The organism is Parapedobacter sp. ISTM3 (assembly GCF_016533505.1).
Lineage (GTDB): Bacteria > Bacteroidota > Bacteroidia > Sphingobacteriales > Sphingobacteriaceae > Parapedobacter > Parapedobacter luteus.
This window is the reverse complement of the sequence record NZ_JAENGN010000007.1, coordinates 14,019-39,955: the sequence shown is the minus strand read 5'-3', so window position 1 is coordinate 39,955 and position 25,937 is coordinate 14,019. Positions and strand designations below refer to the sequence as shown.

The window sequence follows — 25,937 nt, the reverse complement described above, 5'->3', positions numbered from 1 at the left end:
CGTAATCAGAAAATGATAGAAAACAAGTCCTTTTGGAAGACGTTGATCACGGGCTTTTTGGCCGATGAACTGACTGTGGAGGAACAACGGAAACTAAAAGACTGGCTCGACGCTTCCATAGACCACCGGGCTTATTTTCAGGAGCTTGAAAAGCTTTGGTTTGCGAGTGATTTACCTGCTAACCAATACAACTATAACACAGATGCAGCGTGGAGCCAGTTCAGGGGTCGTATTGAAGAAGAGACGGTCGTCGCGCCGCCGCGCCATCCGTCAAAGCGATTGTTCTTTAACAGGCTGTTGCCGTATGCGGCCGTCTTGGTGCTCGGGTTTATTGCCGGTTTCCTGTCACTTAAGTGGGTCAACCGAGATACCAGCCAGCGGGTACCAGTGGTGATGAGTACGCCGAAAGGGTCGAAGTCGAGGGTTACCCTGACTGACGGAACAGTGGTTTTCCTGAATGCGGATTCCCGGCTGGTACTGGCGCCAGGGTTCGGGAACAGCGAACGGCGCGTGCAGTTGGATGGAGAAGCCTACTTTGAGGTGGCAAAAGATACCAAGCGCCGGTTTGTGGTAGAAACCGATGGTGTGGAGGTGAGCGTGCTGGGTACGAAATTCAATCTCCAGAACTATGGTGAAGCCGATAAGCTAGCACTCCAACTGTTGGAAGGGGCTGTGCAGATGGCCTTAGATGGCAAGGAGAAAATTATACTGAAGCCAAACGAAGAGGCAGTATTGCTGAAGGCGACCAACCAGGTCGTTGTCAACGAACGGAACGCCGCTGATGCCATTAAATGGACGGAAGGTAAGCTTGTTTTTGATTCCATACCTTTCCGCGAGATTAAAACCGTTTTGGAGCGGAACTACGGCGTGGAGATACAGGTGCATGACCATAAATTGAATGACCGGATTTTCTTCGGTGAGTTCGAAAACGGCGAAACTATCGAGCAAGTGCTCAATGTGATTACTGCGGACGGCATGTACCGATACACGATAAAAAAGAACAAAATTAATATATATAAATTATGAGGAAATACTGACAAAGCAACAACAAGAGACACGAGTTACGCGGTCGCCAATTGTAAATTCATTTAATTAAACTGTATTAACCAATGATTAAAAATAAACTTTTCGCAAAGTTTAAGGGTTTTCCTTTGCCTTTAACTTCGAGAATCTGGACCTTATTGATGATATGCCTGACTTCCTTTTCGGTGCTGGCTTCGTCCATCTCACTGAACAAACGGGTGTCTATCCGGGCGGAAAACAAGACCATCAAGTACATTCTGAAAGAGATCAAACGACAAACAAACTATTCGTTTTGGTATGATGTGGAGCTTATCAATAATACCAAAAAAGTAACCATGCATGTTGAAAACGGCACACTGGAGGATGTGCTTGGGCAGCTTTGCACGCAATACGGGCTGGAGTTTAAGGTCAACGAAAATCACATTGTCCTCTTACCCAAGCGCCATGCACCACGGTCCGATAAGGCTGCGCTCGCAGATGGAGCGCCCCTCAACCGTCAGCAGGAGCTATATAAGGGATACGTGCGAGATCAATCGGGCGAGCCCGTGGGTGGGGTGACCATCAAGGTAGAAGGCACCTCAAGTGCTACGACAGCCACTGACGAAAACGGGCAATTCCAGTTTTCTGCAGTACCCGGCGGTACCGTTACATTCAGCCATTTGGCGTATCATACCAATTCGTTTACGCTTGGCGAGGCTACCACCCTCAATGTTGTGTTGGAGCTGATAGACCAAGCCTTGGAAGAAGTGGTGATCGTTGGTTACGGCGCGCAAAAGAAAGTAAACCTTACCGGTTCGGTAGCAGCCATCAATGCTGAAGTGATCAATGACATCCCATCATCCAGCCTTTCAAACGCGCTGAGCGGCCGGATGTCGGGCGTATTGATTACACAGAGCGTCGGCAAACCCGGGGCAACATCGAACATCAAGGTCCGGGCAGACGGCACGTGGAATTCGGCGGCGCCATTGTACGTCATCGACGGTGTGGTGCGCGATAAGTTTGCATTTGATGGGCTGGATGCATCTGAAGTTGAAAACATCTCCATTCTTAAGGACGGTGCATCGGCCGCCATTTACGGTTCGCGAGCTGCAAATGGTGTCATTTTGGTCACCACCAAACGCGGTAAGGTGGGCAAACCCGTCATCAGCTATACCGGTTCGTTCGGTGTCTCCGATGCCACATTGATACCGCATCGGCAGAGTGGTTATGACCAAGCCATCCTGATCAATAACAGCCTGGCCATTGATCAGATCCCCACTACCGACAACCGGTACTTTACCAGCGATGAGCTGGAGTACTTCAAAAACAATCGGTGGGACTGGCTGGACGATTCATGGGTAAATCCCATTCGCAATAGGCATTCCTTGAATGTAAATGGCGGTTCGGAACACGTCCGTTTTTTTGTGGGCGGCACTTACTATAATGAAACCGGTTCTTTCAGGAATTTAGATTTTGATCGTTATAACCTCCGGGGCAATTTGGAAGCCAATATCACCGAAAACCTGACCGCTTCGCTCAACCTGAATATTGAAAACCGAGATGATCTGAAACCTTACTGGCGCTGGGACAGCGACAATGACAACATGGCCGACCTGTACAAAGGGCTGTTGGTCCGTTCGGAAATGATACCGCCATATATCAACGGCAGACCCAATGGCGGCTTTGTGGAATGGCATCCCTTGGAGATTCTGGCCGACCATACAGGTTATAACCGCAAACGGTACGGCAACTACGAGGCCACGCTGGCGCTGGAATACAAAGTCCCTCAGATTGAAGGCTTGAGCGTAAAGGTGATGTACAACCGTTACAACCGGCATGCGTTCATCAAGCAGTTCAACCGGCCCTACCCGCTGTATAACCCGGTAATGACCGGTGGGCACGGCCACATCGCTACGGATGAGATCGAAAGCGTGAAAATACGTAATGATGGCGATTTTCTTTTCGAGCGCTACGATCGCACAGATAATTACCAATTCAATACGATGGTCAATTACAACAATCGGTTTGGTAAGCACGACGTTGGCGCTGTGTTTGTTTATGAGCAAGCGGAAGGCATGCTCGATTGGTTCAACGGGCAGCGGAACTTTTTTATCTCCTCTGCGGTAGACCAATTCTATGCAGGCAGCCCCGATGCCATTAACTCTACGGTAAACGGTACCGGTGAGGAATTTGGCCGCCTTTCGTATGTTGGCCGGCTAAACTACGGGTACGACGGCAAGTACCTCATCGAAGCTTCTTTCCGTTATGACGGGTCGGCAAATTTTGCGCCCAGCCAGCGTTGGGGATTCTTCCCGTCAGTATCGGGTGCATGGCGTATCTCTGAAGAATCTTTTTTCAAAAACAATGTCCGGTTTTTTGACGAAGCCAAGCTGCGCGCTTCGGTCGGACTGTTGGGCAACGATGCCGTGGGTGGATGGCAATGGCTGCAAATGTATAACTTCGTGAGCGGGTCAACACCGGTAACAGGAGCCCAGTTTGGGAATCTCAGTAGCGGCATCGTGGCCGGCGTGGTGCCCAACCCGAACATTACGTGGGAGAAATCGCTGAATTATAACGTGGGTCTGGACACCCGGTTCTTGCAAAACAAAATGTCGCTGACGGTGGATGGATTTTACAAAAAAACCTACGACATCCTCGGGGCGCGCATGGAAAGCCTCCCGACCACCTTCGGAGCCGCCATGCCTGCGGAGAATTATGCGAAGATAAATGCCTACGGCTTCGAATTAGAATTTGCATACAACGATCAAATAAGCCAGGATTTCTCCTATCAGGTAAGGGGCAATTTCGGGTATGCGACCAACAAATTGGTCCTCAAAGACGAACCTGAGAACATCCGGGCATTCCGTTCGGAAATCGGTCTCAACACCGGTCGCACGCTGGGTTATGTCGCCACCGATATCATACGCACGCAAGCCCAACTGGATGCCCTTCCTGACGGGTACACGATATTCGGTCAGAAACCGGAGCTAGGTATGCTGAACTACCAGGACTTACGTGGTGCCACTTCTGACACGCCGGACGGGAAAATCGATGAGCACGACATGGACTGGATAGTGAACCGTACCATCCCTCCGGTAAACTACGGTTTACTGCTTGGGGCCAAATGGAGGAACCTGGCGTTTGAGGTATTCGTACAGGGCGTTGCCGGCAATGACGTGCTGATCAACCAACGGAGCATCGAAGCTCGCCCGCATGTGACCAACTTCGATTTCTGGACAGATCACTGGACGGCCGAAAACCCCAATGCCAGTTTTCCGCGACCGGGCCGGAATACTGCCGACGCCCCTTCTACATTTTGGGTGAGGGACGGGTCTTTCGCCCGGCTGAAGAACCTCCGGGTCTCGTATGATTTACCTGCCGACTGGCTCCGTAAAATCGCCGTTTCACAACTGCGGGTATTCTTGAATGGTGATAACCTATTTTTGCTGCAAAACAACGTGAAGTATTTTGATCCCGAAAACTCCAGTATCATAGCGTATCCCTTGATGAAGAGTTATACAGTAGGTGTTAACCTTAATTTTTAATGACGACATGAAAAGGAACTTAATCTATTATACAATCCTTACCGGAGCTTTGGCCTTGACAGGGTGTAGCAAAGTCCTCGACAAACGAAACCTGTCGGCCGTTTCAGACGACCTCGTTTGGAACGACGAGAATTATGCAGAAGCATTTCTGAACAAACTATACCTTGACAATCTTCCGTCATGGGACGTCGAAGTATCTTCCTATTCGGACGAGGCGTCACCCGAAGTTGGCAACTCAGCTATTCTGTACGGGCAACTAGTCACGACTTCAATAGACGAGTGGTATTATGATCAAATCAGGTCTATCAACTTACTGATGGCCAACGTAGACAAAAGTAGTTTGGGCGCTGAGGTGAAAAACAGCTTCAAGGCGCAGGCGGCCGTGCTCCGGGCATGGCGTTACTTTGAGATGGTACGCTTATATGGCGGGGTGCCCTTGGTGCTGCATCCCCAAGAACTTACGGAAGACCTTTCCGTCTCGCGTGCCAGCGCCTCCGATTGCATAGATGCTATCCTTGCTGATTTGGAGTTTGCTGAAGCCTACCTGCCTTGGCGATGGACGGGCAATGACGAGGGACGTTTCACTAAAGCCGTCGTCCAAGCGCTGAAAGGCCGTGTGCTGCTGTACTACGCAAGCCCCCAGTTCAACCCCAATCAAGACCAGGACCGCTGGACAGCATCATACAATGCCAATAAGCGAGCAAAGGAGGAATTGGCAGCGGAGGGTTATGGTTTGTATGAAAGCTACGCTAATCTTTGGTTTGACGAAATGAATAAGGAAGTGATTTTCGTGAAACGTTTCCAGGAACCTACCGTCGTCCATAGTTGGGATGCAAGCACCCGTCCGCTATCCGAGGCTCAGAACTTCTCGGGGGCCAACCACCCGACGTGGGATATGGTGGCGTCATATCCGATGGCATCCGGTGCGGCCATTGACGATCCAGATTCGGGTTATGATCCAATTTACTATTGGAAGAACCGCGATCCGAGGTTCGATGCGACCATCGCCTATAACGGCGTGTTGTGGGAACTGAGTGGCAAAAGCGGCAGAAGACAATGGACCTATGAGGGAGCCGAGGCCAATGCGCCTACGCTATCGGGGTTCTATTGCCGCAAAGCCGTCAATGTAGGTTATACGCCTTATTTTACCGAAAGAAGCAGTACCGATTGGATCGAGCTGCGTTATGCCGAAGTGCTGCTGAATTTCGCCGAGTCGGCGGTAGAGACCGGCCGGTTGGATGAAGCGTATGACGTGCTCAAGCAGATTAGGCACCGTGCCGGTATCGCTCCGGGCAGTGAGCAGCTTTATGGCCTGAAAGCTGGTATGGGTAAAGCTGAACTGATTGCGGCCATTATGCTGGAACGCAAACTGGAGTTTGCTTTTGAAGGCAAGCGCTACTGGGATCTCCGGAGAAGGAAGCTGTTTGAACAAGAGTTGAACGGCAAGCGCCGCAAGGGATTGCTGCCGAAGCTGAAGGTTTCAAACGCCGAGTTCGAACGGGTAAAAGATCAAGTTGATTTGAACACCCAATATCATTTATATTTTGAAGACGAAATCATCAATGTGGACAGGGTGTTTGATATCAATTTCCGGGATAACTATTACTTTTATGCCCTCCCGAATAGACACTTGGAAACTAACGCTAACCTGGAACAGACTATCGGTTGGGAAGGTGGTACATTCGACCCCTTGAAATAGCCCGAAGCGGCATGTATGCAAGGAATAGACAATACAAAATAAAACGAAAAACAGGCGATATGCGTATGACACGATTCGGTATCAAAAAGGCGGCCTTGGCTGTTATACTGACGATGGCCATCCACCTCGTGATGGCAACGGACTTAAAGACCGCACAAACCCAGGTCAGCATCGATGAAAAGGGCTTTTACCGTTCCATCAAGGTTGCGGGGCAGGAAATTCTGGGGGCAGGCTCCTACCCGCTCCTTTCGGCAGCGAAGGGCAACCAGATCGTATTGCCCCGTGCATTGGATGTGCGTGGCAACCGTTTTGTGCTGACGATGGAAGACGGACAAACAATCGAACTGCTGGTTGAACAGGCCTCGCAAGCCATAACCTATGAGGTTACCCGGATCAGTGATGATTACCGTTTGGTGGTCTTTGGTCCGCTTAAGGTCTCGTTATGCGAGGTTGTTGGCGAAATCGTGGGTGTAGTGCAGCAGGGCGACATTGCGTTCGCCATGCAATCCCTGCACATCAAGACCAATGGTGGGATCCCGCAGGAATATGCTGATCAGTACAGTGAGCAGTTTGCTTATACCGGTGCAAATACCGAACTCTCCGTGGCCAGCATACCGTTTTACAATTTGGCAGCTGTTGACGCGGGCGATGGCACGGTGTTCCAGCTGTCAAGCCGTGACCGCCAAAATGTGGAGTACCGGCAAGTGCAACAGGTAAGCCGGTCGCTCACGCTGCCTGTGGTTGGTGCCGATGGCCGCATTGTGGGTTCGAAGATTGCGCTCTTTGGAGACTTGCGCACATCAATCCTTGACCGCATAGGCAACGTTGAGATCGAACAGGGATTGCCTCACCCGCTCATCGAGGGCGAGTGGGACAAAGTATCGCGTGCCTCAATGGGGTCTTACCTCATTTCCAATTTTTCAGCTGAAGATTTTGATTTTGTCTTGTATAAAGCCGAACGTGCCGGTTTCAAGCATGTATACCATACAGACCCGTTCGAAACCTGGGGGCATTTCCGGTGGAAGCCCGCATTTGTCAAGGATGGAGACCACGGAGTGAAGGCGCTTGTAGATCGCGCCAAGGCCAGGGATATTCATGTGGGGGTGCATACCCTCACCAATTTTTTGACGACGAATGACCCATACGTCACACCCGTGCCAAGCAAGAAGCTGTTGAAACAGGGGGAACTGACCTTAACACATGACCTGGACGAAACGCAGACCGAACTGGAGATCATGCATTCGGATTTATTTGACATGCCGCTCTCACTGAATGCATTGCAGATTGATGACGAATTGATTACCTTCGGTAAAGTAACCCAAGCGGGTGACCGGATCAAACTGACCGGATGTACGCGGGGCGCATTCGGCACCCAAAAAGCCGCTCATACCAAGACCAGCACCCTATACAAGTTGTGGGATTACCCGTACAAAACGCTGTTTCCTGATTTGGAACTTCAGGATGAATTCGCGCACAGGCTGGCCGAGATTTTCAACCGTACCGGGCTTAGGCAAATTTCATTTGATGGCTTGGAGGGCAGCATGTATACCGGTCATGACTATTACGCAACAGCCCGGTTCATTACGGCGTATTACAATAAGCTGGAAGATCAGGCGAATTTAGTTAATGATGCTAGCCGGTTGGATCATTATTTATGGCATATCCATACGCGGATGAATTGGGGCGAGCCTTGGGGCGAGGAAATGCGCAAAGGGCAAGTGGAAAACCGCATCAAAAACCAGGATTTTTTTAAGCGGAACTTGTTCCCACGCATGCTGGGGTGGTTTTTGGTACGGTTGGCCGAACGCCAATTCGAGGCCACGACATTAGAGGATCTGGAGTGGGCGCTGTCTGAATCGGCCGGCTTCGATGCGGGTTATGCCATGAGCATCAATATGCGTACACTTAAGCGTCACGGTCAAATCGACCTGCTATTGGACGCCATGAAAAATTGGGATGAACTGCGTTTCGCTCAGGCGTTCTCGACGGAGCAGATGGAACGGCTTAAAGATCCTGAAACGGAATGGCACCTTCAGAAGCTTGACGACCACAATTTTCTGCTCTATCCGCTGCATATCTCTGAACGCTATCGTTGCAATCTTGCCGAAATGCAGCCGGGGCAACCCGGCGGGGCGGATTGGTCGTGGTATACGCCCTATGAAAGCACCTATGCGCTACGCCTGAAAGTGGAGGGTGAAGGAGCGATCTCTAATCCTTCTTTTACCACTACGCGCGGTGTTATCAAGGTCGAGGGCACGATTGAAGCGAACCAATACCTTCTGCTTGATCACGAGGGCAACGCCACCGTGACCGACCAGAATTATAACGTATTGAGCCGGCCGGCAGTACATGGCAAGGCCATATTGGCTGAAGGATCCAGTAGCATAGCGTTTGCCTGCGATGTGGAGGATGATAGCACGCCGGAAGTCGTCGTGCGGTACATCACCCGGGGTAAGCCGGAAAAGATCGTGAAGCGCTGAATGGCTTGGACGTGACGCGGATATGGTCGTATCGGCTATCTCAAAAACAACGTGCCCCCAGGAGTTTGATGACTGCTGGGGGCATATCATAGCCGCTACGAAGATAGGATGTCGACGATCCGGAGTAAATTGTCGTTAATCGCGCCAATGTGTTTTATGGCTTTATTGAAGGGGGTAAACGCAATCTGGCCATGCACCAACCCTGCCATTTCGCCCCGCCGGCCTTCCATCAAGGCCTCTACGGCGGCTACTCCCAGACGGCTGGCCAACACGCGATCCATGCATGACGGGCTACCGCCTCGCTGGATATGCCCGAGGATAGAGACGCGCAGGTCGTAGTGCGGAAAACGTTCCTTGATGCGTTCTGCGACGGCGAAAGCGCCACCAGCTTCGTCGCCTTCAGCCACGATGATCACCCGAGAGGCCTTATTTTTGCGCGTCCGATCCAGCCTGTCCATCATGGCTTCGTAATCTACCTTGATTTCCGGGATGAGCACACACTCTGCCCCTACGCTGATGCCCGACCGTAAGGCAATCAGTCCGGAATCACGACCCATCACTTCGACGACAAATACCCTGTCGTGGGATTCAGCGGTATCGCGGATTTTATCTACCGCTTCAATGACCGTATTGATGGCAGTATCATAGCCAATGGTAAAATCCGTCCCTGCCAGATCGTTGTCAATCGTGCCGGGCAACCCAATGACAGGAATGTTGTACTCTTCGATAAATTTGGCCGCGCCGGTGAATGTTCCGTCACCGCCGATGGCCACCAGACCATCGATACCATGCTTTTGCAGATTTTCGAACGCCCTGCGGCGGCCTTCCTCGGTTCGAAACTCGTCGCTGCGTGCGGTTTTCAGGATGGTTCCTCCCCGCTGGATAATATTGGCTACGGATTTGGCGTCCATGGAGAAAATATCGCCATGTACCATGCCGTCATAACCACGCCCGATACCGAAAACATTGAGTTTGTAATACAATCCTGTACGGACCACTGCGCGTATAGCGGCATTCATGCCCGGTGCATCTCCTCCGGATGTGAATACAGCGATGTTTTTAATGTTTGTGCTCATTGATATTAAATAGGTTTTTGTTTTACGTTTTAGGGACGGTTGGCGCGGAATGCTTCCAATCCGCTGGTCAAAAAATTAAGGTAATTCGAAACATCTTCGTTATAGGCCTGTGCAGGCACCAGTTGATTACCCTCACTGTCTACGATGACATAATAAGGTTGTGCATTCACACCAAATCTGGACTGTTGGAGATCCGACCATTTCCGGCCAACGGTGTTAATCTGCTTACCGCTGAATTCGGAAACATACTGTTCATGGGGCTCCAGTTTGGTACGGTCATCCACATACAATGAAGCGAGGATATATTCTTCTTTTAGGAGTTTTAGCACTTGGGGGTCCGGCCACACCGACTCTTCCATTTTGCGGCAGTTGACACAGCTCCACCCGGTAAAGTCAAGCAACACGGGTTTGCCGACCTGCTTGCTATACTCGAGCGCCTGTTCATAATCGTAGAAGGCGTCTATGCCATGCGGTGCATGAAAGAGGTCTCCGTATTTTTTTGCAATTCCTGCACTCGCCTGTGGCGTAGCGCCCGCAAGACGGGCTTGGTGCAGGTTGAAATCCTGCGTGGGCGACGGGGGTAACCATGCGCTCAGTGCTTTGAGCGGCGCACCCCACAATCCCGGAATCATATAAACGGTAAAGGAAAGGACGGCGATGGCAAAGAATAATCGGGGAATCGAAAGGAAGGGGACATCACTGTCGTGCGAGAATTTCAGCTTGCCCAACAGGTATAATCCGAATAGTCCAAAGATGACGATCCAGATGGATAAGAACACTTCTCTATCGAGTATACGCCAATGGTAGGCGAGGTCTACATTAGATAAAAATTTAAATGCCAACGCTAACTCCAGAAATCCCAGGGAGACTTTTACGGTATTTAGCCAACCGCCTGACTTGGGCATTTCCTTTAGGAGAGACGGAAAGAAAGCAAACAACATGAATGGGATGGCCAGTGCCACTGAAAACCCCAGCATTCCCATGGCCGGTCCGAGCAGGGCTCCTTTTGATACGGCCTCCACCAATAGGTAGCCGATAATGGGGCCGGTGCAGGAAAAAGATACCAATGCCAGGGTAAATGCCATGAAAAACAGCCCTAACAAACCGCCTTTATTGGATTTTTCATCCATCTTATTGACAAAACGAGAAGGCAATGTAATTTCAAATGCGCCGAGAAACGAAATGGCAAAAATAATGATGATGACAAAAAACAGCAGGTTGAACCACGCACTGCTTGCCGCTTCATTGAGCGCAGAGGCCCCGAAAACAAGCGTAACGAGCATGCCCAATGCGACGTAAATGACAATAATGAAAAGGCCGTACAACAGGGCATTGCCTATGCCTCTCGCCCTTGTGCCACTTTGTTTGGTAAAGAATGAGACCGTGAGGGGAACCATCGGATAAATACAAGGCATAAGAAAAGCTGCAAATCCACCAATGATACCGGCAATGAATATACCCCATAGTGTCTGCGGGTTCTGATCGGAGGCATCGGCATGACCGGCCGAAGCCACTACCTCGGAAGTATCCTGACCGTCTGTAAATACGACGTCATCAGGAACGTCCATATACGTAGCTTCGGCAGTATCCTGTCCATCCGTAAACTCGACATCGTCGAAATCAACCAAGGTATCTTGAACGACTGAACGCGAAGTGGCGATGTGGATAATGCCAAGCAGGAAAAGCAAAGCAAGAGAGACTCGTTTCATGAATCTGTATACGTTAAACGGGCTGCAAACATAATAATAAAAAAAGGCAGTACACTGCCTTTACTGAATTCTTTTAATGCAGGTTATTTTACAGCCACCGTAAAGGCCACCTCATCCGGAGGGAGGCATTGCGTGGCATCACAAGCCATGAATTCGACTGTTCCTTTGACGGTGGTCGCTCCTTTCTTCAGCTTGATTTTTTGCTGGAAGACCACTTCTTTGTCGAAATAAGCGACATCCATGTCGAAGACGTCCTCGTGTTTGACTTTCGGCTTCGGCTCAGCCGGCTGGCCTACCAATGTGTAGTCCGATGACGGGGCGAACGAAAACGAAGTTTTTATGGGGCCTCCCTCTTCAACGTTTTGGGAGTAAATGTGCCAGCCGTTGTCCATGACCGCTTTCATGAAAATAACCGCCTCATTTTCGTTCAGTTTTTTAGCGCCGAACTGCCATTTTACAGGTTCCAAGATTTGTGCGGAAATACTCGTAACTGAGATAAATGAAACCGCTATTGCAAACAAGAATTTTTTCATGATATCGTTATATTATGTATTGTTTTAAGATAAGACCTTCAAACAATGTGGAGGTTTAATGCCCTGCCAGTTTACGTTCGGTATTTGCGATGCAAAGCTAACCATTCTAACTCAAATGACAAAAGCAATCTCCTTAATATCAAAGTCGACTACGTGTCCCTCAAAATCGATCTGTAACCGGCCGGCCTCTGTGACTCCTGCCAGTGCGCCAGTTACTTTCACGCCATCGACGAGGAAAGGATGTGTTTCACCAAACCGATAGAGGCGCTTCCTGTATGTTGCCAGAAGGGTGTCGAAGCTTTCCTTTTTTAGCGCCTGATACGCGTGTCCGATGTGGTTACAAAGTTCGGCTAATAATTTTGGTATATTGCTATCGTTGTGTAAAATTTGTTTGATAGACGTGACCTGCCTACTGATCGGGTCGGGGAACACGGTTTGATTGACATTGATGCCAATGCCGACAATCGCTGATTTCCAAGTCTTTCCGGCGAGGATGTTTTCGATAAGTATACCGCCGATTTTTTTGTCGCCGATGTAAATGTCGTTGGGCCATTTGATTTTCACCGGCGTTTTAAGCAGGGCTTCCAGCCATTGCGCGACAGCCAAACTGATGGCAACGGTGAGGCGGAATTGATGCTTCGGATTCAAGAAAGTGGGGGTGAGCAACAGGCTAAACGTCAGGTTTTTTCCCGGTTCGCTGTGCCAAATAGCATCCTTCTGGCCCCTGCCAGCGTACTGATCCACTGCCATTATTACAGTTCCCTCGGCAAGTGGCGTGGATTTTGACAGTTCTTTTTTTAGAAATTCGTTTGTGGAGGGAGTCCGCTGTAATGTAATAACATTTTGTCCTTCTAATAATCCTGAAAATGTGTTACTTTGCAATACGAATAAATTAAGGGGTAATATTGCCCAAAACTATAATTATTTTTAATGATAAAAAACAAAAAATCAGCCATGTCAGCTCGCATATCGGAGGCTGTTATCCACGGTATGCTGGAGAAGAAAGGGAATGAGATTGTGCGGCTTGATTTAAGAAACATCCATAGTTCGGTATCAGATTATTTCGTAATTTGCCACGCGGATTCATCTACCCAAGTCAACGCATTGGCAAAAAGTGTAGAAGAAGAGGTGTTTAAAGCCTTGAATCAGGAGCCCTGGCGGAAAGAAGGTTTGGAACACGGTGAGTGGATATTACTGGACTTTGTCGACGTAGTGGTACATATATTTAAGACAGACAAACGTAAATATTATGGCATTGAAGACCTCTGGGGCGATGCCGAATTAGAATATTATCAAAGTGCGTAATTCAAAAGAAACGAAACAAAAGAGGAAGAAAGGTATGCCTAACGGACCTGATAGAATGAAGCGAGTACCTAGCAAGAAAGTGACGCCTAAGCCGCCGCGTTTCAATATTATGTGGTTGTGGGTGGCGATGATTTTCGGCTTTTTTGCGTTGCAGTATATATTTACCGACGATAAAGCAAAACAGATAACTTATCAGCAGTTTGAAGAAACGATGCTGAAGGAAGGGGATGTGGAGCGTCTGGTAGCCTACAAGCGGAATGATTTGTTTTTCGTGGAGGTGTTTATCAAAAAAGACCGCCTTTCGGACCCCAAATATCGGGATGTAAGACCAAGTGCAAACAGCCTTACGCTTACTCCCTCAACGGGGCCGCAGTATTTCTTTACGGACGGCTCCTATGACGCGTTGGAACGTAAGTTGAATGCTGCTCAGGAAGCGATGGAGCCAAGCGAACGGGTATCCCTTCGGTTGGAAGATCGGACAAACGCATGGACGGGGTGGATATTTTCCATCATGTTGCCCCTACTGCTGATTATCGTATTTTGGATATTTATCATGCGGCGTATGGGGGGCGGCGGTGCTGGCCCCGGCGGCCAGATTTTCAACATCGGAAAATCTAAAGCTACGCTTTTCGACAAAGAATCCCAGGTGGCCATCACGTTCAGTGATGTAGCAGGTCTTGAAGAGGCCAAGCAGGAAGTGATGGAAATTGTGGATTTTCTGAAAAATCCGAAGAAATACACCAACTTAGGCGGTAAGATTCCTAAAGGAGCCCTATTGGTAGGTTCTCCCGGTACGGGTAAAACGCTACTGGCAAAAGCTGTGGCGGGGGAAGCACAGGTGCCATTTTTCTCGCTTTCAGGTTCTGATTTCGTGGAAATGTTTGTCGGTGTCGGTGCGTCGCGCGTGCGGGATCTCTTCCGTCAGGCGAAAGACAAAGCGCCATGTATTATCTTCATAGACGAGATTGATGCGATTGGGCGTGCGCGTGGGAAGAACAGTGTGATGGGCGGCAATGACGAACGGGAGAATACACTGAACCAGCTGCTCGTGGAAATGGATGGCTTTGGGACAGACTCCGGTATCATTATCATGGCCGCAACCAATAGGCCTGATGTCCTGGATTCCGCATTGCTGCGTCCCGGACGGTTTGACCGCCAGATATCGATTGACAAACCCGATTTGGTAGGGCGCGAGCAAATTTTCAAGGTGCACCTGAAGCCATTGAAATTGGCCGCAGAAGTGGATGCTAAGAAGTTATCTGCCCAGACCCCCGGCTTCGCGGGAGCCGAAATAGCAAACGTGTGTAATGAAGCGGCGCTTATTGCGGCCAGGCGTAATAAGGCTTCGATTGATATGCAGGATTTTCAAGACGCAATAGACCGTGTAATCGGTGGCTTGGAAAAGAAAAATAAAATCATCTCACCGGAAGAAAAACGTATCGTTGCTTTCCATGAGGCAGGACATGCCATTGTAGGCTGGTTTCTCGAACACGCCGACCCCTTGGTGAAGGTTTCGATCGTACCCCGGGGCGTTGCGGCGCTGGGTTATGCGCAATACCTGCCGAAGGAGCAATTTTTGTATACGACTGAGCAACTGATCGACGGCTTGTGCATGACCATGGGCGGCCGCGTGGCTGAAGACATTACATTCGGCAAAATTTCGACCGGAGCACAGAATGATTTGGAACGCATTACCAAATTGGCCTACGCCATGGTTGCCGTGTATGGGATGAATCCGCGTGTAGGCAACGTCTCGTTCAATGATAGTCAGGAAAACCAGTTTCAGCGGCCATATTCCGAAAAAACGGCCGAACTGATCGACGAGGAAGTACGCAAGTTGATAGCGGAAATCTATGACAAGACCAAGAAACTGCTGCTTGACAAGCAGGACGGACTGATTGCGTTGGCCGAAAAGCTCCTTGAGAAGGAAATCCTTTTTCAAGCTGATTTGGAGCAAATATTGGGCAAGCGCCCCTTTGATCACCGGACAACCTATGACGAGTTTGTCAATGGCGAACGCGGGGAAGGCGATCAAAGCAAAGCTGCCAAAAGTTTGGTGCATGATGGCGTAGGGGATAATTCGGGAACGTTCGAAAAGCGATCTGCCGAGGAAGAAACCAAAGGCTCGGAAGACTAAGTGGACAGTCTACGGGTGAGTAATAGATTGAGAGCTTGCTTTGCAAAAAAACACAAAGACCACGACGGCCAAGGAGCGCATGCTGAAAAAGATCCGGCATGCGCTGCTTCAAAAGCGGGAAGCCCCCTATCCCAATTTTGAAGAGGCTGAGTTGCACCCTAAAGAGTCTGAGCCGATTGATGTACTTTTCGCCCAGCGGTTTACCGATGTGGCAGGCAAATTCGTCTATTGTGAAGATGAGATAAGTTTTATCGAAAACCTAATTTCCTTGGCTGAACGCGAAAAGCTCCGAAGAATGTACGCTTGGGAGCCCGCTGTGCAGCAGCTGCTGGATAAATATGGTTTTCCGTTTTACCGTACCGAAAGGGACCTTGACCAAATAGAAGCAGGCATCACCACGTGCGAAGCGCTCATCGCGCGGTCGGGCAGCATCCTGGTAAGTAATGGGAACGCTTCCGGGCGCCGGCTGGCTATCTATCCGCATGTGCATGTAGTGATGGCCTTCGCCTCACAGTTGGTGATGGATATTAAAGACGGGTTGTCGCTCATGCAACGCCGGTATGCCGAAGGCCTTCCGTCCCTAATCAATGTCATCACCGGACCGAGCCGCACAGCGGATATCGAGAAGACTCTTGTTCTTGGGGCGCATGGACCTAAAGAGGTGTATGTCTTTTTGTTGGAAGATAGACCGATGTAGGGTTACCTCTTAACTGCCTTGATCAAATTGTTATCTTTTCTTGCGTGTTGTTTACTAAATAAATTAGTATATTTGCATGTATGGATACGATACAAAACCCCGAATATTTCAAAGGTCGTGGGGCGCAGGTCAATACATATAATAAGTTTGCCGCACAACGATATGTGGCCGAACATGTGGAGGGGCTGGATGAGGAATTTTTGGAAAACACGTCTACCCAGCTGATTGATGAGCATGCGAAGAAGATCATCAGTGTGAATGACAGCCCGGATTTATCGTTGGGTTATTCGTTGAATCCGTATCAAGGATGCGAACACGGGTGTATCTATTGCTATGCACGGAATGCGCATGAGTACTGGGGATATAGTGCAGGCCTGGATTTTGAACGTAAGATTATTGTCAAACGAAACGCTGCCGAATTGTTGGAACGGCAGTTTAATGCTAAGGGGTATAAGCCCCAACCAATTATGCTTTCGGGTAATACGGACTGTTACCAGCCCATTGAGCGTAAATTGAAGATTACCCGAGCACTTTTGCAAATCATGCTATCGTATCGCCATCCGGTATCCATCATCAGCAAAAATAATCTCATCCTCCGGGATATCGATATCCTGTCCCAACTGGCGGAACTCCAGCTGGTGCACGTCGCCTTGTCCATCAATTCGTTGAATGAAGATCTCCGGCAGAAAATGGAGCCGCGTACCGTTACGGCTAAAGGGCGGCTGCAGGTTATCCGTAAGCTCAGCGACGCGAACATCCCGGTGATGGTGATGTGTGCACCTATCGTACCCGGGCTGAACAGCGATGAGATGCCGGAGGTCATCAAAGCAGCGGCCGATCATGGTGCCAGCGGTGCCGGGTATACCATCGTGAGGCTAAATGGAGCTATTGGTGAATTGTTTACCGATTGGGTGTACAAAGCATATCCAGACAGGGCTGAGAAGGTGCTGCATAGCATCGCTGCGTGCCACGGGGGAAAACTAAACGACAGCCGCTGGAGCGTGCGCATGCGGGGCGAAGGCGAATTGGCGGAGAGCATCAGGCAATTGTTCAAAATAAGTGTAAAACGGTATCTGGCCGGGGCGACGATGCCGGATCTGAGGTTGGATTTATTCGCTCCCAAAGGAGGAAAACAATTGGATTTATTTTAATGGCGGATAATTTTTCTTACTTTCGACACATGAACATCATGGCATGAGAGACTACTTGATTAATACACCTGTGGCAAGTATCATTTTTGCCTTTACCATTGTCACAAGCATTTATACGTTTTCGAACCACCAGCTCTTTGGGAGATTCATGCTTCACCCTTATAGCATAAGCAAGGGAAGGAAGCTTTATACCTTGCTGACCAGTGGCCTTATCCATCGGGATTGGGGGCACCTGCTGTTCAATATGCTTACGTTTTATTTTTTTGGATTTCCCTTAGAGATGCTGCTGGCTAGCCTGAGCACTTGGGGGCATGTGCAGTTTGCAGTGATTTATATATTGGGACTGGTGCTTAGTGACGTCGGAACGGTCGTCAAGGAGCGCAATAACCCGGTGTATTACAGCCTGGGGGCTTCTGGAGCCATTTGCGCGATCCTATTCAGCTTCATCCTTTTCGACCCGAAGATGATGCTGGGTGTTTTCTTTTTTATTCCGATGCCTGCCTGGATATTCGGCATACTTTTCCTGGGCTACTGCGTGTGGGCTTCACGAAACGCACGGGATAGCATCAACCATGATGCTCATTTTTACGGCGCCGTCTTTGGCATCATTCTCACTATCCTTTTTTATCCGGGAGTAATCCAGCATTTTATCAAACAGTTTACCGGCGCTTAGTGTGGTGACAACACTAATTTAATTTATTCAATGCCAGTTGGATAGGAGCGCATAATGAAATTTAACACGTAAATGTCATCCCTTGGTATTGATATTTTACGATTAATATTTACATTAGCTCACTTTATAAGCTTAACCTTGATTTAAATAAGGCACAATGAAAACCTTAGCGACGTCAGATTATATTGTATTTTTATGTTATTTTATCCTTATTTCAGGCTATGGCCTTTGGATTTATTACCGCAAGAAATCCAAAGAACTGAATACAAAGGACTATTTTTTGGCTGAGGGGTCATTGACCTGGTGGGCGATCGGCGCTTCCTTGATAGCGTCCAACATTTCGGCAGAACAGTTTATTGGTATGAGCGGCGATGGGTTTAAGCTGGGCTTGGCCATTGCTGCCTACGAATGGTTAGCGGCAGCTACTTTAATTATTGTCGCCGTATTCTTCATTCCCGTTTATCTGAAGAATAAGATTTACACCATGCCGCAGTTTCTCAACCAGCGGTACAACGGAACGGTGAGCACGATTATGGCCGTATTTTGGTTATTGCTGTATGTGGTGGTCAATCTGACGTCCATCCTTTATCTGGGTGCATTGGCGGTGTCCGCCATTTCCAGCATCAATTTTACGGTATGTATGTATGGTATTGCCATTTTTGCAATATTCATTACGCTGGGCGGCATGAAGGTGATCGGTTATACCGATGTCATTCAGGTGCTGGTGCTTATTCTGGGCGGCTTGGCGACCACGTATCTTGCGCTGAATATGGTGTCCGAACACTTTGGTACGACCGGTGTGCTCAATGGGTTGGGATTGCTGCACGAGAAGGCACCTACGCACTTTGATATGATTTTCGACAAGACACAGGAACACTACATCAGCTTACCCGGCTTATCGGTACTCATTGGCGGTATGTGGATTGTGAATCTGAACTATTGGGGGTGCAATCAGTACATCACACAACGGGCATTGGGTGCGGATCTGACGACTGCCCGCAATGGTATCCTTTTTGCAGCATTTCTGAAAATGCTGATGCCTATCATCGTTGTGTTGCCGGGTATTGCAGCATGGGTGCTTTATCGTGAGGGGATTTTTCAGGAGGAGATGCTGGAGGCCGGTGCTGTGCGACCCGACAAGGCCTATCCGGTGCTGCTGAATCTGCTGCCCGTGGGATTGAAAGGGTTGGCGTTTGCGGCGTTGACGGCAGCTGTAGTGGCTTCGCTTGCTGGCAAGTCAAACAGTATTGCCACTATCTTTTCGTTGGATATTTACAAGAAAATATTCAATAAGGAAGCCAGCGAACGTACGTTGGTAAACACGGGTAAGATCACCATTGTCGTGACCATGATTCTGGCAGTAATCATTGCTCCGCACTTGGGTATTGAGAAGGGTGGATTTCAATATATTCAGGAATATACGGGCTTTGTATCGCCAGGTATCTTTGCCATGTTTATCCTTGGGTTCTTTTGGAAGAAAGCCACGTCAAATGCGGCCTTGTTTGCTACGATAGGTGGGTTTGCGCTGTCCGTTGTTTTGAAATTTTTGCCTGAATGGGTCGATTTGTCTTCTTTGTATTCAATAGGTTTTGCCGTGCCAAATGTCGCTGGCATTTACGAGATCCCTTTCCTTGATCGCATGGGAATAGTTTTTGTATTCTGCATTGTCGGAATGTTTATCATCAGTACGGTTGAAAATAAGCGGGGTGTCGTTCCTAACGGGTTGGAGGTCGATCGCAGCATGTTCAAAGTACATCCTCCGTTTCTGGTCGGCACTATCCTGATTGTTGGATTGTTGTTGGCCATCTATACGATATTCTGGTAGCAGCATGCTTGTCATCGCCAATCAGGGCGTCCCCTGATTGGCGTATGCCGCTTTCCAAACAAATTGTTACATATTCTCCTATGGAAAAGTGAGTACATTAGCTACCGGTATACTTAAACATATCCGCCAATGCTTAAAAAATTACTTTCCATCGCCTTTATCGGCGCCAGTTTATCGGTTTACGCTCAACAATCCGTACTCACGGTCGAGAAAATCATGCGGGATCCCAAATGGATGGGCATCGCTCCCAGCGGGGCTTTTTGGGAAGCAGGCAGCAATAAGCTTTATTTTTCGTGGAATCCTGAGGCAGCAGAGACTACGCCTTTGTATTACGTGACCCCTTCGGATCGTGATCCGCGGCGGATCGGTGAACCGGAGGCGCAGAATGTCATCCGGCAATATAGCTATGATAAGTCCAGGAGCCGTATTGTTTTTGAGCGGTCAGGCGATATTTATCTTCGCGAACTGAAGTCGGGTGAGGAGTCGCAGCTAACCAAGACCGTTGCGCGTGAAAGTAATCCGCGTTTTACGCCTGACGGGCGGAACATTGTGTTTCAACAGGGAGATGACCTTTTCAGCCTGTCGTTGGATGGCCGTGAGTGGGAGCAGCTAACCCATTTTGGCAGGGCAGACAACACGTCCCGGCGCGGCCCGGCCGAACGATCAGGAGCGCTTAATGAGCAGGACAGCTGGTTGCAAACCGACCAATTGGAGTTGTTTGATGTGCTGAAGGTACGCAAACGGCAAGATTCTATCCGCAGGGTACAGCGGGACAACGCCGGCCGGCGGCCTTTGAGGTTATTGGACATCGGATCGGATATGTTGTCCATGCAGCAGTTGAGTCCGGATGGGCGTTATGTCACCTACCAACTTACCAAGCGGGCAGAAGGCAACCGCAACACGATAGTGCCTAACTATGTGACCGAGTCAGGCTATACAGAAGATATTGCCAGCCGGACCAAAGTAGGTAATGCGTTGCCTGTATCACGGTCCTACATTTATGACCGGCAGCGCGATACGGTGTATATGATCGAAACAAAATCGATACCCGGGCTCAAAGATTTACCTGATTTTTGGGATGATTATCCAGACAAGAAAGCAAAGCTTTTGGAGGAAAATAGCGATCGGCAGGTGTCGATCGGGCAGGTGAGCTGGAACGAACAGGGTACGGCTGCCTGTGTCGTGGTGACCTCTGCGGACAATAAAGATCGTTGGATTATGCGGCTTGATGCCGAAAAAGGCATCTTGCATTTGATCGACCGCCAGCGTGACGAAGCCTGGATTGCAGGCCCTGGCATTGGGCGCTCGTGGGGTACGGGCAACATCGGCTGGATAGATGAGTCGTCTATCTACTTTCAAAGTGAAGCCTCCGGCTATTCGCATATCTATACGGCAAACGTTCGCACCGGAGAAAAACGACAGCTCACGGAGGGTAAGTGGGAAGTCAGTGATCTTCAGCTTTCAGCCGATAGACAGCATTTTTATTTTACTGCCAATAAAAAGCATCCCGGCATTACCCATTTTTACCGCATGTCAGTAAAGGGTGGTGAACCCACGCAGCTCACTGAAATGGACGGCGGGAATGAAGCCGTGCTTTCGCCCGACGAGAAATGGTTGGCTGTCCGTTATTCGTATTCGAACAAACCTTGGGAGCTATACCTGCAGGAAAACAAGCCGGGGGCGAAGGCTGAAAAAATTACAGCGTCACTTACCGAAGAGTTTAGGGCTTACCCGTGGCGCGAGCCGGAAGTGATTGTCTTCAAAAATAGATTTGGGGACGATGTGTATGCCCGGCTATACCAACCGGCCACCCCAAAACCTAGCCGTCCTGCGGTGGTGTTTGTGCATGGTGCTGGATACTTGCAAAATGTGCACTATTGGTGGAGCCAATATTCGCGTGAGTATATGTTTCACAATCTGCTGGCTGATAAGGGCTACACCGTACTGGATATCGACTATACGGGAAGCGCAGGTTACGGGCGCGATCACCGCACCGGCATATACCGCCACATGGGCGGGAAAGATTTGACTGACCAGGTGGATGGGGTCAAGCTATTGGTAGAAAAATATGGAGTAAATCCCAAAAATATCGGTATCTATGGCGGATCATATGGGGGCTTTATTACCCTCATGGCCATGTTCAATGAACCGGACGTATTTGCAGCAGGTGCGGCGTTACGTTCGGTGACAGATTGGGCGCATTATAATCACGGTTATACGGCCAATATTCTTAATGAGCCATCAGACGACCCGATTGCCTACAAGCGCTCGTCACCCATTTATTTTGCTGAAGGACTAAAAGGCCATCTCCTGATGTGCCATGGCATGGTCGATGTGAATGTTCATTTTCAAGACATTGTACGCGTGAGCCAACGACTTATTGAGCTTGGCAAAGACAACTGGGAATTGGCCGTGTATCCCGTGGAGGATCATGGCTTTGTGGAGCCCAGTAGCTGGACGGATGAATATAAGCGTATCCTGAAACTGTTTGAAGAGCGACTAAACAACTGAAGCTGCCGGTGATGCCGTTGTGTTATTCTGCCCAATCACGGCGATCGAGGCTGCGGAATTGAATAGCTTCCGCCAGATGTTCGGTTTTGATATCCGTGCTTCGGTCCATATCGGCAATGGTACGGGCAACTTTTAGGATTCGATCATAAGCGCGGGCGGAAAGGTTGAGCCTTTCCATGGCGGTTTTGAGTAACGCCTGTCCTGTTGAGTGGAGGAGGCATGTCTCGCGTACCAGCCGCGAGCTCATCTGCGCGTTGCAATAGATGCCGGGAATTGAGTCGAAGCGCTTGGCCTGTAGCTCGCGCGAAGCGACCACGCGGGTGCGGATGGAGGCACTTCGCTCTACAGTATCTTTGGCGACCAATTGGGTGAAGTCAACCGGGGTGACTTCCACATGCAGATCGATGCGGTCCAGCAGGGGGCCGGATATTTTACTGAGGTACTTTTGTACGGTGCCGGGGTTGCAAAGGCATTCTTTCTGAGGATGATTGTAGAATCCACACGGGCAGGGGTTCATCGCTGCAACCAGGATGAAACTTGCAGGATAGTTTACGGAAAATCGCGCCCGCGATATGGTGATATTCCGCGATTCAAGGGGTTGCCGCATTACCTCCAGGACGGTGCGTTTAAATTCGGGCAATTCATCCAAAAAGAGTACGCCATTATGTGCCAGCGAGATTTCTCCCGGCTGAGGCTGGTGCCCCCCTCCTACCAGTGCTACATCGCTGATGGTGTGATGTGGAGCGCGGAAAGGTCGCACGGTCATCAATGATTCGGCTACGCCAAGTTTGCCAGCAACGGAGTGTATTTTGGTTGTTTCCAGCGACTCATCGAGACTCAATGGCGGCAGTATGGTGGGCAAGCGTTTGGCGAGCATGGTCTTGCCCGACCCCGGCGGTCCGATAAGGAGCACATTATGTCCGCCTGCGGCAGCTATTTCGAGTGCGCGCTTGATGTTTTCTTGTCCCTGTACATCGGCAAAATCCACTTCGTAGCTATCCCCACGCCTAAAGAAGTCGGCATGCGTATCAACCTGTGTCCTATCCAACGATTGCCTGTTGCTTACAAAATCAACAACTTCTTTCAGATGCCGGATACCATATACTTGTAATCCGGACACGACGGCGGCTTCCCGGGCATTGGCGAGGGGCAATATCATACCCTTGAAACCGTCGTGGGCCGCCTGCATAGCAATAGCGAGCGCGCCCTTAACGGGTTGTATGCCGCCGTCCAGTGACAGCTCGCCCAGGATGAGAAACTCCTGCAACAGGGGGGCTTCAATTTGTTTGGATGAGGCCAGTATGGCAATGGCTATGGCAAGGTCATATGAAGAACCTTCCTTGCGGATGTTGGCTGGAGCGAGATTGACCACAATCTTCTGCCGGGGCATGCGGAACCCCGAAGTCGATAAGGCACTTTCAATGCGGCGTAGACTTTCTTTTACCGCGTTATCGGGCAAGCCTACGATGTAGTACTTAGTCCCTCCCGAGATGTTGACTTCGATGGTTATGGTGGTCGCTTCAATGCCGTTTATGGCACTTCCGTAGGTTTTGATAAGCATAGGCAGTTGTATTTCCGCTAAAATAACGAATATCCTTTGCTTTAGAAAACACGCCGACCTTCAGCTACGCTTTAGGCAACATAAGGATGATGTAAAATATAGGCTCAGCCGTTAATTTTGGTGTTGTTTTTCTTCATACTGCTGCAGGGCTTCCTCGGCCACTTCCCGGGCATGGTCGCGCAGTTGGTAGATCTTCTCATGGTCTTCTTCCACTATCAAGGGTTGGGCGCGTGCAATCACCTGGCGTACATCATACAGCCAAAGCATGGTGTTCATCAATAGGGCAATCAATGCGATGAGAATCAGGAGCTCAATCGTGCCGATATGCTGAAACGATAGCGCTGTGCCAATCATGAGTACGTTAAAACTTGATAGGGCAATCGTGGCTTGGGTATGGCTCATGCCCGTATCCAGAAGCCGGTGATGGAGGTGGTTGCGATCAGCCATAAATGGCGATTTGCCCTGAACCAGCCGGATGACGATGACCCGTAGCGTATCGAAAATCGGGATAATCAGTATGGCAATAGCTACTGCTGGCACCGAGTCCACGAAAGGCGGCGCCACAGCTATGTCTTGTGCTTTGTTGAGTTCAATGAACTGAATGGCCAACACCGCTATGATGAAGCCAATCGAATAGGCGCCGGCATCTCCCATGAATATCCTCGCCTTGCCCGCGTTGTACCGAAGAAAACCCAGCACGGAACCCGCCATGCTCATGGCCAGCAATGCCAGCCCGTATTCTTGCATCTGGAAGAAAATATATCCGAACGTAAGGCTTACAATTAAACTCACGCTACTCAATAAGCCGTTGATGCCATCAATCAGATTAAATGCATTGATGATAAATACGATGAGTAATGTAGAAAAAGGATAGCTTACTACCGGATGCATTTCATAAATGCCGAACACCCCGTAAAAACTGGTAAGCCTGATATCGGCGAAATAAACGACGATCAACGCTGTGATGGACTGTGCGAAGAATTTTTTATGCGGGTTCAGCGCGGCCAAATCGTCTTTAAGGCCTACCAAGAAAATCAACAGTCCGGAGGCAAAGACATAATTGGCATAAGGCAGGATGTTTCCCGAGATACAAAAACAAGCAGTGAAGGCAAAAGATGTAAGTACAGCTATTCCACCTAAGTTGGGCGTACGGTATTTATGGATTTTCCGTTCTTCAAGCGCCGGATCATCAAACAGCCGTTTTTGGTACGCCAACTTGATTAAAGAAGGGACGGCATATAGTGTGATGGCACATGAAAGTAAGAACGAAAAGAGTACCAAGTAAATGTCTATCATATAGAATAGCGTAATAGTACAAAGCGTAAAGCAACAAAGATAAGTTAAAAACAAAGTCTGCGTGCTTATTTAGCTAAAAATATTTCAATATAGCATTGAAGGTTTAGTCGCAATATTTATGCCACTTAGTTTGGAATTTTGGCATTCCTACATAAAATACCTAATGTTAGGTATGGGTTTTATGACAATATGCGGTTTTCCGGCAGTTTTTTTGATTTTGGCAAACGATTTGCAGGCTCATTTGTATAGTTAACTGGGTGAAGGAGGCAATCACGGGAAACGGAATGTCAAAATGAATAGTCTTGATTTTTCAACTAAATTATAGCAAGTTATGAATGATAACGCAAAAGTGGTAGCAGCATTATTAGCAGGGTTGGCCGCAGGTGTGGCTTTAGGAGTTTTGTTTGCACCGGATAAGGGATCTGAGACCCGTGAAAAATTGAATGATTCGCTGAAGGATCTGGGCGATGCGCTAAAGGAGCGTACAGCTGAGCAATTGGAGCATCTCAATGATTTCAAGGAGAAAGTTGTGGCAGCTGTCAAATCCAAACTGAATAAGGGCGAACAGGCGATGGAGGATGCCTTAGAGGAACACGCTTGAATATAGAAAGGGGTTCTTGCCCTAAGCCATAACATGGCACAGCACAATGGGGTAGCCTACCCCGGCTTTCTATGAGTTCACGCGAGCTCATGGATGAACGCTTTCGGTATCGATTAATTAAGCCCTTGGCCAAACC

Annotated in this window: 18 protein-coding genes; 12 read left to right on the top strand and 6 right to left on the bottom strand. The window is 49.2% G+C overall.

Translation table 11 applies throughout. From position 1 onward, the window contains the following. The first annotated feature begins 12 nt into the window (after positions 1 to 12). The 4 genes from JHJ32_RS11140 to JHJ32_RS11125 all read left to right on the top strand — a co-directional run bounded on the left by JHJ32_RS11140 (position 13) and on the right by JHJ32_RS11125 (position 8,726). Positions 13 to 1,026, top strand: a complete 1,014-nt coding sequence (locus tag JHJ32_RS11140) for a FecR family protein (RefSeq protein ID WP_079717216.1) — start codon at positions 13 to 15, stop codon at positions 1,024 to 1,026. Positions 1,027 to 1,109: 83 nt separating this feature from the next. Beyond that, the gene (locus JHJ32_RS11135; protein WP_200121013.1) at positions 1,110 to 4,547 is read left to right on the top strand and encodes a TonB-dependent receptor; all 3,438 of its coding nucleotides are present in this window, start codon (positions 1,110 to 1,112) and stop codon (positions 4,545 to 4,547) included. 7 nt (positions 4,548 to 4,554) lie between these two features. Then, positions 4,555 to 6,246: a RagB/SusD family nutrient uptake outer membrane protein gene (locus JHJ32_RS11130; RefSeq protein WP_200121012.1), complete on the top strand. Its 1,692-nt coding sequence runs from the start codon at positions 4,555 to 4,557 to the stop codon at positions 6,244 to 6,246. Between the two features lie 59 nt (positions 6,247 to 6,305). After that, the gene (locus JHJ32_RS11125; RefSeq protein ID WP_200121011.1) at positions 6,306 to 8,726 is read left to right on the top strand and encodes a hypothetical protein; all 2,421 of its coding nucleotides are present in this window, start codon (positions 6,306 to 6,308) and stop codon (positions 8,724 to 8,726) included. Positions 8,727 to 8,821: 95 nt separating this feature from the next. Here the strand turns inward: JHJ32_RS11125 and pfkA are convergent, their stop codons facing one another. The 4 genes from pfkA to JHJ32_RS11105 all read right to left on the bottom strand — a co-directional run bounded on the left by pfkA (position 8,822) and on the right by JHJ32_RS11105 (position 12,926). Then, positions 8,822 to 9,802, bottom strand: a complete 981-nt coding sequence (gene pfkA, locus JHJ32_RS11120; protein ID WP_079717219.1) for a 6-phosphofructokinase — start codon at positions 9,800 to 9,802, stop codon at positions 8,822 to 8,824. A 29-nt stretch (positions 9,803 to 9,831) separates the two neighbouring features. Further along, the gene (locus JHJ32_RS11115) at positions 9,832 to 11,511 is read right to left on the bottom strand and encodes a protein-disulfide reductase DsbD (RefSeq protein WP_200121010.1); all 1,680 of its coding nucleotides are present in this window, start codon (positions 11,509 to 11,511) and stop codon (positions 9,832 to 9,834) included. An 83-nt stretch (positions 11,512 to 11,594) separates the two neighbouring features. Next, positions 11,595 to 12,044: a protein-disulfide reductase DsbD domain-containing protein gene (locus JHJ32_RS11110; RefSeq protein ID WP_200121009.1), complete on the bottom strand. Its 450-nt coding sequence runs from the start codon at positions 12,042 to 12,044 to the stop codon at positions 11,595 to 11,597. 111 nt (positions 12,045 to 12,155) lie between these two features. Next, the gene (locus JHJ32_RS11105) at positions 12,156 to 12,926 is read right to left on the bottom strand and encodes a biotin--[acetyl-CoA-carboxylase] ligase (RefSeq protein ID WP_200121008.1); all 771 of its coding nucleotides are present in this window, start codon (positions 12,924 to 12,926) and stop codon (positions 12,156 to 12,158) included. 48 nt (positions 12,927 to 12,974) lie between these two features. On the opposite strand from JHJ32_RS11105, the gene rsfS reads away from it, so the two are divergent. The 7 genes from rsfS to JHJ32_RS11070 all read left to right on the top strand — a co-directional run bounded on the left by rsfS (position 12,975) and on the right by JHJ32_RS11070 (position 22,343). Further along, on the top strand, positions 12,975 to 13,349 hold the full coding sequence (rsfS, locus tag JHJ32_RS11100) for a ribosome silencing factor (protein ID WP_079717223.1): 375 nt from the start codon (positions 12,975 to 12,977) through the stop codon (positions 13,347 to 13,349). A 55-nt stretch (positions 13,350 to 13,404) separates the two neighbouring features. Further along, complete coding sequence (gene ftsH / locus JHJ32_RS11095) at positions 13,405 to 15,486, top strand: ATP-dependent zinc metalloprotease FtsH (RefSeq protein ID WP_079717224.1); 2,082 nt, start codon at positions 13,405 to 13,407, stop codon at positions 15,484 to 15,486. Positions 15,487 to 15,526: 40 nt separating this feature from the next. Next, positions 15,527 to 16,183, top strand: coding sequence for an LUD domain-containing protein (locus tag JHJ32_RS11090; RefSeq protein WP_317043114.1), 657 nt, complete (start codon positions 15,527 to 15,529; stop codon positions 16,181 to 16,183). A gap of 80 nt (positions 16,184 to 16,263) precedes the next feature. Then, positions 16,264 to 17,334, top strand: coding sequence for a PA0069 family radical SAM protein (locus JHJ32_RS11085; protein WP_079717225.1), 1,071 nt, complete (start codon positions 16,264 to 16,266; stop codon positions 17,332 to 17,334). Between the two features lie 43 nt (positions 17,335 to 17,377). Then, positions 17,378 to 18,007, top strand: coding sequence for a rhomboid family intramembrane serine protease (locus JHJ32_RS11080; RefSeq protein WP_079717226.1), 630 nt, complete (start codon positions 17,378 to 17,380; stop codon positions 18,005 to 18,007). 157 nt (positions 18,008 to 18,164) lie between these two features. Then, positions 18,165 to 19,832 (top strand): sodium/sugar symporter, encoded by a 1,668-nt coding sequence (locus JHJ32_RS11075; protein WP_079717227.1) that lies wholly within the window; start codon positions 18,165 to 18,167, stop codon positions 19,830 to 19,832. 129 nt (positions 19,833 to 19,961) lie between these two features. After that, a complete protein-coding gene (locus tag JHJ32_RS11070) occupies positions 19,962 to 22,343 on the top strand; it encodes a prolyl oligopeptidase family serine peptidase (protein ID WP_233632605.1) in 2,382 nt (793 codons plus the stop codon). A 22-nt stretch (positions 22,344 to 22,365) separates the two neighbouring features. On the opposite strand, the gene JHJ32_RS11065 is transcribed toward JHJ32_RS11070, so the two are convergent. Further along, entirely contained in the window at positions 22,366 to 23,904 is a 1,539-nt protein-coding gene (locus JHJ32_RS11065) for a YifB family Mg chelatase-like AAA ATPase (RefSeq protein WP_079717229.1), read from the bottom strand. Between the two features lie 111 nt (positions 23,905 to 24,015). After that, positions 24,016 to 25,200 carry a glycosyltransferase family 4 protein gene (locus tag JHJ32_RS11060; protein ID WP_200121007.1) on the bottom strand — a complete coding sequence of 395 codons (1,185 nt, stop codon included), beginning with the start codon at positions 25,198 to 25,200 and terminating at the stop codon, positions 24,016 to 24,018. Between the two features lie 331 nt (positions 25,201 to 25,531). Here JHJ32_RS11060 and JHJ32_RS11055 point away from each other — a divergent pair, with 331 nt between their 5' ends. Continuing rightward, positions 25,532 to 25,801: a YtxH domain-containing protein gene (locus tag JHJ32_RS11055; protein ID WP_079717231.1), complete on the top strand. Its 270-nt coding sequence runs from the start codon at positions 25,532 to 25,534 to the stop codon at positions 25,799 to 25,801. Positions 25,802 to 25,937 lie beyond the last annotated feature (136 nt).